General features: G+C 59.6%; 13 protein-coding genes. 3 read left to right on the plus strand and 10 right to left on the minus strand.

The genetic code is table 11. From position 1 onward, the window contains the following. The first annotated feature begins 549 nt into the window (after positions 1-549). Together FHT70_RS00630 and FHT70_RS00635 are read left to right on the plus strand one after the other, a co-directional pair. On the plus strand, positions 550-2367 hold the full coding sequence (locus tag FHT70_RS00630) for a HAMP domain-containing methyl-accepting chemotaxis protein (protein WP_183698313.1): 1818 nt from the start codon (positions 550-552) through the stop codon (positions 2365-2367). A 142-nt stretch (positions 2368-2509) separates the two neighbouring features. Next, complete coding sequence (locus tag FHT70_RS00635) at positions 2510-2902, plus strand: DUF4112 domain-containing protein (RefSeq protein ID WP_183698314.1); 393 nt, start codon at positions 2510-2512, stop codon at positions 2900-2902. A gap of 28 nt (positions 2903-2930) precedes the next feature. Here the strand turns inward: FHT70_RS00635 and FHT70_RS00640 are convergent, their stop codons facing one another. The 6 genes from FHT70_RS00640 to FHT70_RS00665 all read right to left on the minus strand — a co-directional run bounded on the left by FHT70_RS00640 (position 2931) and on the right by FHT70_RS00665 (position 9026). Further along, positions 2931-3968: a Gfo/Idh/MocA family oxidoreductase gene (locus FHT70_RS00640; RefSeq protein WP_085781620.1), complete on the minus strand. Its 1038-nt coding sequence runs from the start codon at positions 3966-3968 to the stop codon at positions 2931-2933. Positions 3969-3995: 27 nt separating this feature from the next. After that, the gene (locus FHT70_RS00645) at positions 3996-4781 is read right to left on the minus strand and encodes a ThuA domain-containing protein (RefSeq protein WP_183698315.1); all 786 of its coding nucleotides are present in this window, start codon (positions 4779-4781) and stop codon (positions 3996-3998) included. Positions 4782-4843: 62 nt separating this feature from the next. Beyond that, positions 4844-5869: an ATP-binding cassette domain-containing protein gene (locus tag FHT70_RS00650; RefSeq protein ID WP_183698316.1), complete on the minus strand. Its 1026-nt coding sequence runs from the start codon at positions 5867-5869 to the stop codon at positions 4844-4846. Between the two features lie 11 nt (positions 5870-5880). Next, positions 5881-6711: a carbohydrate ABC transporter permease gene (locus FHT70_RS00655; protein ID WP_097600613.1), complete on the minus strand. Its 831-nt coding sequence runs from the start codon at positions 6709-6711 to the stop codon at positions 5881-5883. Then, positions 6711-7697 carry a sugar ABC transporter permease gene (locus FHT70_RS00660; protein WP_183698317.1) on the minus strand — a complete coding sequence of 329 codons (987 nt, stop codon included), beginning with the start codon at positions 7695-7697 and terminating at the stop codon, positions 6711-6713. Before FHT70_RS00660 ends, FHT70_RS00655 begins: the two co-directional genes overlap by 1 nt. A 66-nt stretch (positions 7698-7763) precedes the next feature. Continuing rightward, positions 7764-9026, minus strand: coding sequence for an ABC transporter substrate-binding protein (locus tag FHT70_RS00665; RefSeq protein WP_183698318.1), 1263 nt, complete (start codon positions 9024-9026; stop codon positions 7764-7766). A 268-nt stretch (positions 9027-9294) separates the two neighbouring features. On the opposite strand from FHT70_RS00665, the gene FHT70_RS00670 reads away from it, so the two are divergent. Then, complete coding sequence (locus FHT70_RS00670) at positions 9295-10308, plus strand: substrate-binding domain-containing protein (RefSeq protein ID WP_183698319.1); 1014 nt, start codon at positions 9295-9297, stop codon at positions 10306-10308. Between the two features lie 44 nt (positions 10309-10352). Here FHT70_RS00670 and repC read toward each other — a convergent pair whose 3' ends face one another. The 4 genes from repC to FHT70_RS00690 all read right to left on the minus strand — a co-directional run bounded on the left by repC (position 10353) and on the right by FHT70_RS00690 (position 15549). After that, positions 10353-11657 carry a plasmid replication protein RepC gene (gene repC, locus FHT70_RS00675; protein ID WP_183698320.1) on the minus strand — a complete coding sequence of 435 codons (1305 nt, stop codon included), beginning with the start codon at positions 11655-11657 and terminating at the stop codon, positions 10353-10355. 154 nt (positions 11658-11811) lie between these two features. After that, the gene (gene repB, locus FHT70_RS00680; RefSeq protein ID WP_183698321.1) at positions 11812-12813 is read right to left on the minus strand and encodes a plasmid partitioning protein RepB; all 1002 of its coding nucleotides are present in this window, start codon (positions 12811-12813) and stop codon (positions 11812-11814) included. Position 12814: 1 nt separating this feature from the next. After that, positions 12815-14008, minus strand: a complete 1194-nt coding sequence (gene repA, locus FHT70_RS00685) for a plasmid partitioning protein RepA (RefSeq protein ID WP_097600607.1) — start codon at positions 14006-14008, stop codon at positions 12815-12817. A gap of 515 nt (positions 14009-14523) precedes the next feature. Beyond that, entirely contained in the window at positions 14524-15549 is a 1026-nt protein-coding gene (locus tag FHT70_RS00690) for an ABC transporter permease (RefSeq protein ID WP_183698322.1), read from the minus strand. Positions 15550-15585 lie beyond the last annotated feature (36 nt).

Raw genomic sequence — 15585 nt, forward strand, 5'->3', positions numbered from 1 at the left:
TGCATTCGGCACATGCCCGACGGGAAGACGGGCGCGACAGGACTGCGGCCGGTCATCCGCACGGAGCTCTTCTGGAGGTGCTCGTGGATGCGTGCACGTTGAGACGTAAGTATAGCGGCGATCGTCTTCCGAAGCCGCGCCTCGTCCACGACCGGTGAACAATGCCGTCGCGTTGAAGCCCGCTACCGGCTCGCGTTTCACGCGATGTCGCTTGCAGTTGCGATGCGCATCACTGTCCGCGCAAATCGCCACCCGCTCATGTTTAAGGATTTGATAACAAAGACTTTCATTAACACTCAAAAAGGAAGACGAATAACAGCGAGAGTGTAAATCACAGTTCTGCTGTCCGCACTAGACAGGGCGATGACTAAGTTCAAATTCAACGTATTGTTGCACAAAAGTCACTAGGGCAGCGCCACTGCGGCGTTCGTTCCAATCGTGAACAATTCTACGAGAATTTTAACTATATTTCAGTGTTCTCGCGAAATAATGACATACGTAGATCAGGCATCTCAAAGAAGAGAAGCCAAAAGTTATTTGGAGACAGTCTTGGCATTTACCATTGCGCGCAGCCTGGTGGCGTTTGGCATCGCCGTTTCAGCCGGTCTTTTCATGTCGATCGGATTGCAGCAATCGGCGCTTGAAAGGCTGAAAGTCAACGGGCCGGTTTACGAGCAGGTGGTTTACGGCAAGGATCTCATCGCCGACATATTGCCGCCGCCGCTCTTCGTGGTCGAATCCTACATGCTCTCCTTCGAGGCGAGCAAATTTCCCGAACTCACCGAGACCAATCTGGCGAAGATCGCCAATCTGAAGGCCGCTTACGACGTTCGCCGCGCCTATTGGAAGTCCACCCGGCTGCCGCAGGCTTTGAAGGACGAGCTCGAAAACGATGTGCTGACCAAGGGCGATGCATTCTGGGACGTGATGAACCGCGAGATCATTCCAGCGCTGAAAGCAAAGGACGAAGACAAGGCGCACGGCGCGATCGAGCAGTTGCGCGTCGCCTTCCATACGCACCAGGATGCTGTGGAGAAGCTCGTCGCGAGTTCCGACGCTTTCCTGAAGGGCGAGGAAAAGAACGCAGCTTCGGAAATCGTGACCTGGACGATCTATGCGGGAGCTGCAGGCTTCGGCTCCTTCGCTCTGCTGCTGGCGGGACTCTATCTTCTGCGCCGCCGGGCAATCGTGCCGCTCGATGGCATGAAGGCGTATATGGGCAATCTTGCCGAAGGCGATTTTTCGACCGAAGTTCCCTATGCGAACCGTTCCGACGAGATCGGCGCCATGTCCAAGGCGGTTGCGGTGTTCCGCCGTAATGCGCTGGAACGGCAGGACGCGCAGAAGCGGGAAACGGCGCTTCGCGATGCCGAATTCGAGCGCGAGCGCAGCCAGATGGCCGAAAAGGCGGCCGAGGAGCGGACACGCGAAACGGTTATCAATGAGTTGACATATGGCCTGGACCAGCTGTCGCACGGCAATCTTGATTGCCGTATCACGACAACCTTTGCCGCCGCCTATGAGAGCTTGCGCGCCAAGTTCAACGACAGCCTGGATGCTCTTTCCGCCTCAATGGCGGAGGTCGCCCAGACCTCCCGGCAGGTGGGCAGTTCCTCGACCGGCATCACCAATGCCGCCGACAGTCTCGCATCGCGCACGGAGCAGCAGGCGGCTATGCTAGAAGAGGCCACCGCCGCGCTCAAAGAGATGAACGCTAAAACCAATGACGCCTCCCACCATGCCGGCAAGGCGACCGGTATGATGGCCGAGACGCGCAGCAGCGCCGAACATTCGGCAGCCATCGTTCGCGATGCGATCGCCGCCATGCAGAAGATCGAGGGTTCGTCCGCCCAGATCGGCGATATCGTCAACGTCATCGATGAGATCGCGTTCCAGACCAACCTTCTGGCGCTCAACGCCGGTGTGGAAGCTGCCCGAGCAGGCGAAGCGGGCAAAGGCTTCGCCGTTGTAGCGCAGGAAGTACGTGAGCTCGCCCTCCGTTCGGCCAATGCCGCCAAGGAGATCAGATCTCTGATTTCCACGTCATCGTCTCAGGTTTCCACCGGCGTAGAGCTCGTCAACCGCACCGGCAAGGCGCTAATGGAAATCGAAGGCCAGGTCGAGCAGGTCGCCGGCCTGATCGCCCGCATCGTTTCGGTTTCCTCCGAGCAGGCGGTGGCGATCGGGGAAATCAATGCCTCCGTCAATGCGCTCGATGAGGTCACGCAGCGCAATGCCGCGATGGCCGCGGAAACGGTCTCAGCCTGCCGTGCGCTCGGCGGGCAGACGCAGACGCTGGAGGGCGTGGTCGGCCGTTTTCAGATCAATGCACCGGCCGGCGGGTCAAGATCGCAGAGAGCCGCCTGACGCGGCTCAGGCGTAAATCCTCACGCGGCCGGCGAACCTATTAAGACTTTCGGCGTTTCACGGCAATGGAACATCTCGATCGCGACGCCGCACCTTCGTTGGATCAGGATCGCGCTGCGATCCCAATGCCGCAAGGGTTTTGATGCCAGCCTCTGCCCACATGGAACGCCTCACGGCGCTCGAACGCGAAAGAATTCGACGCGCTGCCGCGATCGCTCGGCTCATGGATACCGCAGTCAGATTGCCTTTCGGCGTACGGATCGGCGCAGACTCGGTTCTCGGCCTCATCCCAGCCGTCGGCGACGTTGCCGGATCCCTCATCGGTCTCTTCATCATCGATGAAGCAAGGCGTCTCGGCCTTCCTGCCCATAAGCTCGCCCGCATGGCGGTCAATCTCGGCGTCGACGCCGCCTGCGGCACGGTTCCGCTGGTCGGCGATCTCTTCGACGTTTATTTCAAATCTCACCGCCGGAACGTCGGCATCATCCTCGAGCATTTCGGCATCAGCGAAGACGAGCTGAACCAGCGCATCTGACGATGCTCGGCCCCTCCGAGGAACCTGTCTAAAGCTCAGTCAGGGCGCCGGCCGTCTTGACTGCGTGATCAAGAACAAATTGCAGCTTGGCGGCATGGCCGAAACCCGGCTCATCCGGCTTCCCTTTTTCCACGGCGTTTGCAAATCGCTGGAAATTGGTGATGACCGGTTCGACCTCGATCTTGCGCCAGATCGCCTTGTCGGCATCGGCGCCTTCGCAGGCCCTGAGGGTCGAACCTTCAGGCGTATGCACCACCTCCAGCGCCCCCTTGTCTCCATGCAGGCGCAGGCGCAATTCGTTCAGATGGCCGGTTGCCCAGCGCGTTGCATGGATGACGCCGGCCGCGCCGTTTTCGAGCTCGGCCATCATCAGGAAACTGTCATTCGCATCGAGCTCGTATTCGCCGATCCGGTTCCCGGGGCTCTTGTCGAAAACCTTGAGATGCGATGCCGCCGCCTTGACGTCGCTGCCGGCGGCAAAAACCGCGAAGTCGAGAATGTGGATACCAACATCGCCCAGCACACCGTTGGAGCCGTGCTTTGTCGACAGCCGCCAAAGCCACTGCGACTCTTTGGTCCAGTCGCCCCAAGCCTTGGACACCAACCAACTTTGGAGATAGGACGCTTCGAAGTGGCGGATCGCGCCGAGACGGCCATCCAGCACCATCTTTCGCGCCGCCTGCAGCGGCGCCACATTACGATAGGTAAGGTTTACCATCGTGACCTTTCCGGACGCCGCCGCGGCGTCGGCCATCTCCTTGGCCTCGCGGTAGTTGACCGCCAGGGGCTTCTCGCAGAGCACATGCTTGCCGGCGCCGAGTATCTTCATCGTCGTGGAATAATGCGCTCGATCCGGCGTGACATTGGTCACGGCGTCGAACTCCCCCCAGGCAAGGGCGTCATCGAGCGATGTGAAAGTAAGCGGGATGCCATGCCTGAGCGCGAAGGCCCGCAGCCGGACCTCGTCTGTATCGACGGCAGCAACAATTTTGACGCCGGCGATTTCCGAAAAATTCATAGCATGGGTATTTGCCCATCCTCCGGTTCCGAGAATGATCAAGCGCATTTTTGTCCTCATGGTCCTCTATAGAATTCAGCGATAACCGGCTTCGCCGGCCTGGTGCAGTTTCGGGCCGCGTTCGACGATCGGCTCCAATGCCTTTTCCACCGGCACATTTGGAGCGTCGGTAATGCCAGTCAACGCGCCTTCAGGGTTGTAGGCCCACTTGACGCCGTTGATCAGCACCTTCTGGACGGTGGCGTCGTGATAGGTCGGATAGGTCTCATGGCCGGGGCGGAAATAGAAGATGTTGCCGGCGCCGCGGCGCCAGGTCAGGCCCGAGCGGAACACTTCGCCGCCCTGGAACCAGGAGATGAACACAGTTTCGAGCGGCTCCGGCACCGAGAACTGCTCGCCATACATTTCCTCGTTCTCGAGTTCGAAATGCTCGCCGATGCCGGCGGCGATCGGATGGCGCGGGTTGATCGTCCACAGCCGCTCGCGCTCACCCGCCTCGCGCCATTTCAGCGCGCAGGGTGTTCCCATCAGCCGCTTGAAGATTTTCGAGAAATGGCCGGAATGCAGCACGAGAAGGCCCATGCCTTCCCAGACGCGTTTGGCGACGCGCTCGACGACGACGTCTGACACGGCGCCGTGATCCTTGTGGCCCCACCAGGTCAAGACATCGGTTTCGGCAAGCCGGGCTTCGCTTAGGCCATGTTCCGGCTCCTGCAGCGTCGCCGTCGTCGCCGAGATGCCAGGATCGGTATTCAGCGCATTGGCGATGGTCGTATGCATGCCTTCCGGATAGATGCCCCGGACGATCGAGTTGGTATTCTCATGGATGTTTTCACCCCAGACAACGGTGCGTATGGTCACGTCGTTTTCTCCTTGTAGTTGAAGCGGATCGAGCTTCGGGAAAGACATCGATGCCTGGAAGATCAGGCTGCCCGCATGGATTCACGTTCGAGCGCCCGGCCCGACCGGTCGAAACGGTGGATGTGACCGGCAAGTGGCGCGAGGCCAAGCGTATGGCCCGGCTCGTGACGGCAGACGCCGGCCTCCCGCACGACAAGCGGCTCATCCTCCCCGATATCCAGATAGACAAAGCTGTCGGAACCGAGGATTTCGGAATGGATGACCGTGCCTCTCCAAACAGGAGACTCGGCCGAGATGCGAACATGCTCCGCGCGCACGCCGATCGTATGGCTGTCATAGGGCTGCGCCAGCCCACCCGACAGGAAGTTCATTTTCGGCGAACCGATGAAGCCGGCGACAAAGACCGAGTTCGGGCTTTCGTAAAGTTCCAGCGGCGTGCCGATTTGCTCGACGACGCCGTCCCTCAGCACGCAGATCCGATCAGCCAGAGTCATGGCCTCGACCTGATCATGCGTCACATAGATCATCGTCGTACCGTGCATGCTGCGATGAAGCTTGGCGATCTCAAGCCTCGTCGCGACGCGAAGCGCCGCGTCGAGATTGGACAGCGGCTCGTCGAAGAGAAAGACCTTGGGATCGCGCACGATCGCCCGGCCGATTGCGACGCGCTGACGCTGCCCGCCGGAAAGCTGTCGCGGCAAGCGGTCCAGATAGGATGAGAGCTGCAGCATGCCGGCCGCCTGCTCGACGCGCCGGCGGCATTCGTCTCTGTTGCTCCCGGAAAGCTTCATGCCGAACGCCATGTTGTCGAAGACCGTCATATGCGGGTAGAGCGCGTAGGACTGGAAGACCATGGCGATCCCTCTCTTCGACGGCGCGTGCCGGTTTACCGTCTCATTGTCGAAGGCGAGCGTTCCCGAGGTAATGTCCTCGAGCCCGGAGATAAGCCTGAGCAACGTAGACTTGCCGCATCCGGACGGCCCCACGAACACCATGAACTCGCCCCTGCGGATCTCCATCGTCACGCCCTTGATCACCTCGAAAGCGCCAAAGCTCTTGCGGATGTTCTCCAGTCGGATCTCTGCCATGTCCTACTCCCTCAACCCTTGACGCCGCCGGCAGTCAGCCCCGAAATGATCCGGCGCTGGAATATCAAAACAAGCACGACAACCGGCACGGTGACGATCACCGAAGCCGCCATGATGTTGCCCCAGGGAATTTCGAACGCGCTGTTGCCCGACAGCAGGGCGATGGCGACCGGCACCGTCCGCTGCGTATCGGACGATGTGAACGTCAGCGCGAAAAGAAACTCGTTCCAGGCGGCGATGAAAGCGAGCAGCCCTGTTGTCACCAGCGCCGGCCACATCAGCGGCATGAAGACCTGAGTGACGATGACCCATGGCGAGGCGCCGTCGACGATCGCCGCCTCCTCGATCTCGATCGGCAATTCCCGCATGAAGGTCGTCAGCACCCAGACAGTGAATGGCAGCGTGAAAATCACGTAGGAAAAGATCAGCGCGAAGGGCGTGTTGAAGATGCCGATCCAGCGGATCAGTTCGAAGAGGCCCGCAAGCACGGCAATCTGAGGAAACATCGACACCGACAGGATGGTCAGCATCAAGAGTGCCCGTCCGCGGAAGTGAACCCGGGCCAAAGCGAACGAAGCGGTGATCGAGAGCAGCAGCGATGCTGAAACGACGACGCAGGCGATCATCGCGGAATTCGCAAGGCTGCGAACGAAACTGCCCTGCCCCATGACGGAAGCATAGTTGCCGAAGGAGATCGAGGTCGGCCAATAATCGACTTGGAAAAGGGCCGTGCCGGTCTTCAGGCTGGTGAGGATCGCATAGTAGAACGGGAAAACTGCAATGATGACGATGGTCGTAACGAGCAGGTAGAAAAGCGTGTTCCTGGTGATCGAAAGCAGCATCAGCGTTCCTCCCCGCCGAGCTTAACGCGGCCGAACCAGATATAGAGGACCGTGACAGAGGCGATGATGAGGAAAAGCACCGTCGAGGCGGTGGCGCCATAGGCGAACTTGTCGAAGTCGAACAGGTTCTCGCGCGCCATGACCGACATGGTCTTCGTCTGCGCATTGTTGGGCGTCAGAACATAGATCAGATCGAAGATGCGCATCGCATCCAGCATCCGGAAGATCACGGCAACCATGATGGCCGGCCGGATCAACGGCAGCGTCAGACGCCAGAAAACCTTGACCGGATTGACGCCATCGATCTTCGCCGCTTCATAAATATCTCCCGGAACCATCTGCAAGCCGGCGAGGATCAGAAGCGCCATGAAGGGCGTCGTCTTCCAGACGTCGACGATCAGCACGGCGATCATCGCCGTTTCCGGATTTGCGGTCCAGGCGATCTTCTCGCTGATCAGGCCGAAACCGAGCAAAATATCATTGAGAATGCCGAACTGATCATTGAGCATCCAGGCCCACATCTTGGCCGAGACGATGGTCGGAATCGCCCACGGGATGAGGATTGCGGCCCGAACGATGCCACGCCCGACGAACTGCGCGTTCAGCACCAGTGCGACGATCAAGCCGAGCACAGTCTCGATCGCGACCGAAAGGAGGGTGAATTTGGCAGTGTTCCAGACGGCAGTCCACCAGATCGGATCGGCCAGCAGGCCGCGATAGATGGTCTTTCCGCTCTTCAGCGTCACCCACGACAAATAATTGGCAAAGCCGACAAACTCAGCATTGCCAAGGTCGTTGAGCGACGCATTCGTAAAGCTGAAATAGATGGTTCTGAACAGCGGCCAGCCCGCGACAACTGCCAGGATCAACAGCGTCGGCGCCAGAAAAATCCAGGCGGACCGGACGCGCTCGGATCGCAGCTCGGTAGAGGCTCTGAGCTTGGAAACCTTGGGTTCAATTGCTTGTGGAACTACGATTTCAGTCATGAAACGCCTTTCCGTTTAGCCCTCCGGAGATTGGACCGACGCCCTCTCGGCCGCCGGTCCCGCTACTCACCAGGCGTCGCCCTTAAGGGTCGTCAGGTCGGCTTCCAGGAGCTCGAGGTTCTCGGCGGCCGAGCCGCTGCCGGACAGCGTATTGTGCACTGCCGTCCAGAACTTCGAGGACACTTCGTTGTATTTCACCTTGGCTGTCGCCGAAGGACGCGGCACCGCATCTTGGAAGATGGGTTTCCAGTTGGGCATGAAGGGCTGCGCGGCGGCAATATCCTTGTCGTCATAAAGGTCGGTCAGTGTCGGCAGATTGGACAGCTCGATGGCGCGAGCCTTTTGCACGTCCTTCGACGTCAGGAATTTGACGAGCGCGATGGCTGCTTCCTGCTTTTCCGAATATTTCGACACCGCCAGGTTCCAGCCGCCGAGTGTCGAGGATGGCTTGTCGCCGGCGGCCGCAACCGGCAGCGTCATCACGTCGAACTTGCCCTTCACGGCGCTGTCGGCGCCGTTGCCGAGGGAATAGGCATATGGCCAGTTGCGCATGAAGACAGCATTACCGGTCTGCCAGACACCACGCGATTCCTCTTCCTGATAGGCGAGCACGCCGGGCGGCGAAATCGTGCCGATCCATCCCTTGGCGCGTTCGAGCGCTGCTGCCGCCTTCTCATTGTTGATCGAGATCGTGCCGTCCGGCTCGACGATCTGGCCGCCCCCCGACGACTTCACCCATTCCAGCGCGTTGCAGGTCAGCCCCTCATAGGAATTGCCCTGGAAGACGTAGCCCCAAAGGTCCTTCTGGCCGGCCTGACGCTCTTTATCCTGGACCTCCTTGGCGGTTGCGGCCATCTCCTCCCAGGTCTTCGGCGGCAGCTTGTCATATTTCTCGAGCAGGTCCTTTCGGTAGTACAGCGCCGGAGCATCGGTAAACAACGGCAGCGCCACCAGCCGGCCATTGACGGTCTGCGAAGCGATGATCGACGGGAAGAACTGGCCAGCCACATCTTTGGTGGCCTCCTTCAGATCAATGAACTGGTCGGCAAGCTGCGGCGCCCAGATGACATCGGTCTGATAGACGTCGATGTCCTTGTTCCCCGCGGCAAGCCACAAGCGATATTGCGAGAACTGTTCGCTGCTCGACGATGGCATGGTGACGAGCTTCACCTGATTGCCGGTCTCCTTCTCAAAAATCGCGAGCTGCTTGTTCAGGAATTCGACGTTTTTCCCGGTGGTGTTCGCGGCAAACGAAATTTCTGCGGCGTGGATAGGGCCGGCCGCGAGAGCAAGTCCAATCGCGGATAAGGCTAGAGCAAAGTTTTTCATAATCTCCTCCCAGAAATTGAAATCGATTTGGCCAACGGAACATCGCAGAAGGCTTTGATGGCGTCAAGACACCCAAACAAGCTTCTGCAGGTTGCATTTGTACGATAATAATAGCCATGCTGCGCGGATAAGGGCGTATATTCGGCATCCGAGCCGACGTTTCAACGTCACATCATTGAAACCGTTTTCAATTTGAACTGAATCACCACTTGCCCGTTGCGCATCATCAACGCATCGTCCATTGATTTCCCGGACAAAGAAGACATCGATGAAACTTCGTGAATTTGCAAAGCAGCTTGGGCTTTCTCCGACAACGGTCAGCCGCGCACTTAGCGGCTATCCGGAGGTGAGCGAAGCCACGCGCGCCCGGGTTGCGAGCGAAGCAATGCGGCTTGGCTATCGCCCCGATATCAATGCCGTGCGCCTGAAGACCGGAAGAGCCGGAGCGATCGGCGTCATGATGGGGCGTTCAGGAGAAATTCATTTTGCCGAATTCGTGTCGGGGATGGCGCAGCGCCTGGAAACGACCGATACGGATATTCTCATCACACCTATTACCGCGCATAATGACGAAGACGAGATACAGGCCTACCGGCGCCTGGTCGAAAGCCGCCGGGTAGACGCCGTGATCATTCATTCGCCACGCCCCAGGGACCCACGGATCGAGATGCTGAACAGCCTCGGCGTGCCTTTTCTGGTCCACGGCCGCTCGGAGACCGAGCACGTTCATGCCTGGCTCGATATCGACAATGAAAATGCCGTGCGCAGAGTGACCGAACACCTGCTCGATCTCGGGCACCGGCGCATCGGCATGATCAATGGCCTACGTGGCAAGACCTATTCAATCCATCGCGAACAGGGTTTTCGGATAGCCCATCAGGAGCGTGGGCTCACCGCAGATCCCAGCCTGATGGTCTGCGATAAATTTTCCGACGAGAGCGGCTTTCGCCACGCCCGCTCTTTTCTGGAGAGCGCCAATGCCCCGACCGCCATCGTTGCCGGTTCCACCATGACAGCTCTTGGTGTCTACCGTGCCGTCCGTTCGCTTGGGATGACGGTCGGACAGGATGTTTCCGTCATCGCCCATGACGACGTCTTCCCCTATCTGACGGCCGAGAATATGGTCCCGTCGCTTTCGACCACACGATCTTCCATGCGTGCCGCGGGCACACGCTGCGCAGAGCTGACACTACAGCTCATCGCTGGCCGCCCCGCAGACGAGATCCATGAATTGTGGCCGGTCGAATTGATCCTGCGGGAAAGTACCACGCCGCCGCGCTGACCGAGCAACCGCTCGATGGCCGACTGTGCTGCAGCCGAAGTCCATCAGCCGGCATCGCGCCGCACTCCACCATTTGCCCGCACCAGCGCCATCAGCATCGGACCGATCGCAAACTCGCCTCTCTCGGTCCTACGGGTGAGATCGCGGAGATAACCGCCGGGCGAATTGATGTGTCCGCCCCTTTCCAGAATGCAGGCGATCACCGTCGCGGCGTTCTCCGGCCCCATGCCGGCGCAGGCTTCCTCATAGGCCGAGGGGCTGACGCCGAGCATCGAGCGGACGACGACGGCAGCCGACATCAGGTCGCGCCAATTGCCGATCGTTCCGCCCGGCCCATAGTCGAGAATTTGCGGGCAGGCCTGAAGAACCAGACCAAGCGGGAAGGATTTCAGCGTATGTCCCGCCGCTGGTTCAGCCGCGCCGGATTTCCTGCCGCTTATTGCGCCGGCCGATGCCGGATGTTTCAATCTTCGCTCGTCCTGCGGTCCGGCGACCGGGTCGTTATCGGTCGCCGGCTTCGCGCCCTGCTTCGTGTCGAAGCTTGGTTCAAGTTCAGAAGTGGAGTTGGGGTTTGAATTCTGTTTGTGGCGCTCAGTTTGAGACTCATTGGCGTCTAATTTTTGTAATTTTATATGTCTTTCCAGCAGGTTGACGGCTTCGTCGCGCAGCAGCCCCATCTCGTCGAGCAGTAAAGCCAATTCCTCGGCCCGCGCGACGCGTGGAATCCTGCGTACGAGACCGCGAAACATCAGCGACATCTGCTCCCAGTCGCCAGGGACACCTTCCTCGATCGCTGCTGCGATAAGCTTCGAGATATCCCGCCGGCACACGGTGAGGCGCTCCCTGGTCGCCCGGATGAGTTCTCGATTGGCAACCACCACGGCGGCCAGGTTTTCGATTTCGACCGCGCGTGCCAGCAGTGGCGCGACGCTGAAGCCGAACGCCTCACCGATCTCCCCTTCCCTGTCGCGACGCGCATAGCGCTTTCCGTTCGGGCTGTCCTTGCGCAGGATGAGGCCAGCCTCGACCAGCACGGCAAGATGCCGCCGCAGCGTCGCCGGCGTCATACCCCGGGCGCGAAGCGAAAGCTGCGCATTCGAAGGAAAGACGATCAGGCCCTTCTCCTCGGAAATCTCGTCATCGGGATAGAAAGTCAGCAGCGCATCGAGCACCGTCAGCGCCCGATCGGTCACACCAAGCGCCGGCCGCGCCTCGCAGATCGCCCTGAACAGTTTCCACTTGCTACGTCTTATCCCGGGCTCGATGCTCTCGGCCAGTTGCTGGCTTGCCAGCATGCCAAGCGACATCGGCCGCCGCCCAAAGGGCGTCGTCACATATCCACTCTCCATTTGCCTTCACCTTCGTTCAGGCAAAAGAAAACAGTCCACCACTTTGGTGCCTAAGACGCTTGACTGTGATTCGTGGAAATGCGATTCTCGATGTGCTTAAGATCTGAGAAGGGCTTCCACGACGGCGTCGTTGGGGGCCTTTTTCTTTTGCGCGCTACGCTCCTCTGTGCTTTTTGAACTCCTGGAACAGGCCCTGCAGCCGCTCCTGGACGAATTGATCGAAACCGGGCGCGGTCTTGCCGTCGAAAACAAAGGTGGCGCCGGATGCTGTTTTTTTAACGGTCACCGGCACGCCGCTGACCTCGGATTTGACGACTGCCGGCTTCGACGCCGCGGCCTTTTTCTTTGCCAGAACGAATGCCCGGTGAAACCGCTCGTCGCTCGTCATCTTCCGCGCGTCGTCCGCGGACAACTCCGCGATGATCTTCTCGACATCGGCATTTTCGAGCTGCTCCCCGAGTTCCAGCCATCGCCGCCGGCCAATATCAGGCGCAGCACCTATGGCGTTGATGAGCGCCAACGGCACCTGCCGTATCACGATCAGCATCCTCGACAGCGCCGCCTTGTCGACGCTCAGCGCCGCCATGATGACGTCGCGGGCAAAGCCGCGTTCTTCCAGCCGCGACGCGAAGAGCGCGCGCTCGATATAGGAGAGATTGGTGCGGGCGCTGTTTTCCTGGCCTTGGCTGACGACCAGCTGGCCGTCGGTCAGGTCACGGACGACCGCGCGGACCCTGATGCCGATCTCTCTCGTGGCCGCCAGGCGGCGATGGCCATAGGCAACCTGATAGCGGCCTTTGGCTTCCGGATGCGGACGCACGAGGATCGGGACCTGCTGCCCATGCTCGCGGATCTGTTCGACCAGCTCGGCGAGTTCGCCAGCATCGATCGCCAGGCGATCGCTGACGAAAGACGCGTCGATCAGGCCGGGATCGAGCTCGACGATCATCTGGCCCGCGGCAAGCTGCCGCTCCAGCTCGCTGGCGCGCTCCATCTTCTCGGTGATGTTGCCGAGTGTCTTGGTAATGCCGCCGACCGGCCCCCCACTGCGCTCCTGCGGCACGAAGCCGGCAATCGGACGATTTTCGCGCGGCGCGACCGCTTCCGCCCTTGCCGGGCTCGGTGCGGAAAATTCGATCAGGTTCTTGCGCGCCATCCTATCTCCTTCCCCAGGTGGAGCGAATATGCGCTTCGATCTCACCGTTCACGAGGTTCAGCGACTCCAGCGCCCGATCATAGGTTCCGCGTGTGAACTGCGAGCGCTCGACTTCGTAGAGTGTCTGCTTGGTGACGCCGGCATCGGAAACGGCCGTCGATTTCACCATCGCGTTGTGGAGCATGCGATTGCCGAAGATCGCCCGCATGAAGCCGGTCATCTGGCTTTGCGGCCCGTCATTCGGTTCGAACCGCGTCACAAGATAGCGCATCCAGTCATAGCTGGTGCGCCCGCCGGCCTTCTCGACGACAGACATGAGTTCACTGGTCATCGTCAGGAACTGCGACATCGACATGACGTCGAGCATTTGCGGATGAACCGTGATCAGCACCGAGGTCGCGGCGCAGAGCGCCGACATTGTCAGGAAGCCGAGCTGCGGCGGGCAGTCGACGACGACGATGTCGTAAAGGCTCTCGATATCGGTCAGCACCTCGCCGATGCGGGCAAAGAACATCGTCTCGGCCCTACCCGACGTCATGGCCTTCGGTGTCTCGTGCTCGAATTCCATCAATTCGAGATTGCCGGGAATGAGATGCAGGTTCGGCGTATAGGTGGCGCGCACGATGTCGGCGATCGGGCGCGGATCGTCATAACGGATCGCACCGTAGATCGTTTCGCCCTCACCGACGTCGAATTCCGGCTGATGGCCGAACAAAGCAGACAGGGACGCCTGCGGGTCGAGGTCAACGGCAAGGACGCGGTAGCCCCGGAGCGCCATGAATTGCGCGAAGTGGGCCGCGGTCGTGGTCTTGCCCGAGCCGCCCTTGAAATTCATCACGGAGACGATCTGGAGCTTTTCGCCCGGCCTGCGGGCCGGCACATATTTCGGCGTTCCATTTCGCTCGTCGAGGACGCGGCGGATCCGGTCCATGTCGGTTGCGCTATAGAGCCGCCGACCGTTTGCCAGCGGATCCGGACCATGGCCATCAGCGGCCACCTGCCGGAGATAACCTTCGCCGATGCCGATGAAGGCCGCAGCCTCCGCCGGAGAAAATGTCCTGATCGTCTTTTGCGACAAAGGGGGAAAGATTTTCGCCTGATGCTGTTGAAGTTGATAGGACAACTCCTGCGCATCTGTTGCCAGAAGTGACGGGAGATGCTCTTGATCGTCTTGGAGAGCAAGCCTCGGCTGCATATTGGTTTTCCCAAATAACTGCGCAATTTTGAACGAAAGCGCCTCAGTTGCGCAGTTACTATATGCCGCGATTCGTGGCTGAATTACAAATGCTTAACCAAAACACGCATCAGAGCCAGCAAAACGGTCTCCAAAAACCGGAGGTTTGACGGATTGGACGGCGGTGATTGGCACCGCGCAAGATGCCGACGGGCAAGGCCTCCATTCTCATTAAACAGGTGAAATTCATTGCGTTTTTGCGGCACGGCCGGCGGCATAGACGGGCTCAGGGTAACCATTGCCCGTTCATCCTCCGGTGTTGTTGCCGTTGATCACCACGACCCCGTCAAAGCCTTGTTCGGTTCGAGAATGCTTGGGCTTCCGGCTTGCCGTCGTACGGCAACCTGCAATTTCACCGCGGCGATGCGCGATCGGTTTCGTCCGGATAGTGTTAGCCATTGCGACCTATCGGTGACATGCCGATGGTCATGGCACTATGTCCTTGATGGGCAGCCGACAGGCCGCCTGGCTGCTTCTTAGTCCCGGTTAGCAACCACCGGCAAGGTTCCTTCGTTTGGAAGACGGGATTCAGTCTGCCGTGCGGCGGAGACGAGGCGTCGCTTTGCGCGGATCGAATGCCATTGTTGGTCGATCAGGACGCCGATGAGGATCACGCCACCCATGACGGCGAAGTTCAGCGACGAGGGAATGCCGAGCAGGTTCACAAGGTTTTGCAACTCCTGCAGAAGGACTGTGCCCAGCACGACCCCGACGATCGATCCCTCACCGCCGCGGAGTGAAAAGCCGCCGAGCACGGCGGCGGCAATCGCGTAGAGCTCGTAGAACTGGCCATGACTGGCCGGCGAGATCGAGCGCGTGTACATGGCGAAATAGATCGCCGAAAGCGCCGTAAGCAGTCCGCAGATGACATAGGCCGTCATAACCAAACGGTCAGTCCGGATACCTGAATAGCGAGCAGCCTCTTCGTTCTTTCCAATCGCGTAAAGATAACGTCCGAAGACAGAGCGATGAAGCACCAGCCACATGGCCACGGCAATGACGACCATGGCAATGAAGGTGCTCGGAATGCCATAGAACCGCCCCGCGGTCAGAAACTCAAGCTCCGGGAAATTCTGGCCGAAAGCAAATCCCGCCGTTCCGTCGGCCGTATAGAAGCGCGCCGCCCCGCGATAGATCAGGAGGCCGCAAAGGGTGACGACGAAGGGCTGCAAGTTGAGCCGGGTGATGAGCCAACCGTGGACCGCGCCTACGACTGCGCCGAGCAGGAGAATGAGCGGCAGTGCCAGCGTCCAGGGCATATCTTGTACCGCAATGAAATCGACGAACAGTACGCCAAGAAGTGCTACGAGTGAGCCCACCGAAAGCTCGATACCGCCCGTAATGATGACAAAGGCCTGGCCCATCGACAGGATGCCGAACAGACCGATCAGGTTGGCGGTGTTTGCAAGGTTGATCGGCAGCAAGAATCGCGGGTTGATGATGGCGACGACGACGCCGACAACGACGATCAAAAGCAGAAGTCCAAGATCTTTCTTGATCATTCGAGACCCATCTCCGATACCCGTTCATTCATAATG

The sequence above is a fragment of the Rhizobium sp. BK049 genome, assembly GCF_014193135.1.
GTDB lineage: Bacteria > Pseudomonadota > Alphaproteobacteria > Rhizobiales > Rhizobiaceae > Rhizobium.

Bases quoted from the DNA above. Each gene is read 5' to 3' on its own strand.
- FHT70_RS00635 (WP_183698314.1), top strand. From the start codon at position 2,510: ATGCCAGCCTCTGCCCACATGGAACGCCTCACGGCGCTCGAACGCGAA.
- FHT70_RS00640 (WP_085781620.1), bottom strand. From the start codon at position 3,968: ATGCGCTTGATCATTCTCGGAACCGGAGGATGGGCAAATACCCATGCT.
- FHT70_RS00650 (WP_183698316.1), bottom strand. From the start codon at position 5,869: ATGGCAGAGATCCGACTGGAGAACATCCGCAAGAGCTTTGGCGCTTTC.
- FHT70_RS00655 (WP_097600613.1), bottom strand. From the start codon at position 6,711: ATGCTGCTTTCGATCACCAGGAACACGCTTTTCTACCTGCTCGTTACG.
- FHT70_RS00660 (WP_183698317.1), bottom strand. From the start codon at position 7,697: ATGACTGAAATCGTAGTTCCACAAGCAATTGAACCCAAGGTTTCCAAG.
- FHT70_RS00665 (WP_183698318.1), bottom strand. From the start codon at position 9,026: ATGAAAAACTTTGCTCTAGCCTTATCCGCGATTGGACTTGCTCTCGCG.
- FHT70_RS00670 (WP_183698319.1), top strand. From the start codon at position 9,295: ATGAAACTTCGTGAATTTGCAAAGCAGCTTGGGCTTTCTCCGACAACG.
- repC (WP_183698320.1), bottom strand. From the start codon at position 11,657: ATGGAGAGTGGATATGTGACGACGCCCTTTGGGCGGCGGCCGATGTCG.
- repB (WP_183698321.1), bottom strand. From the start codon at position 12,813: ATGGCGCGCAAGAACCTGATCGAATTTTCCGCACCGAGCCCGGCAAGG.
- repA (WP_097600607.1), bottom strand. From the start codon at position 14,008: ATGCAGCCGAGGCTTGCTCTCCAAGACGATCAAGAGCATCTCCCGTCA.
- FHT70_RS00690 (WP_183698322.1), bottom strand. From the start codon at position 15,549: ATGATCAAGAAAGATCTTGGACTTCTGCTTTTGATCGTCGTTGTCGGC.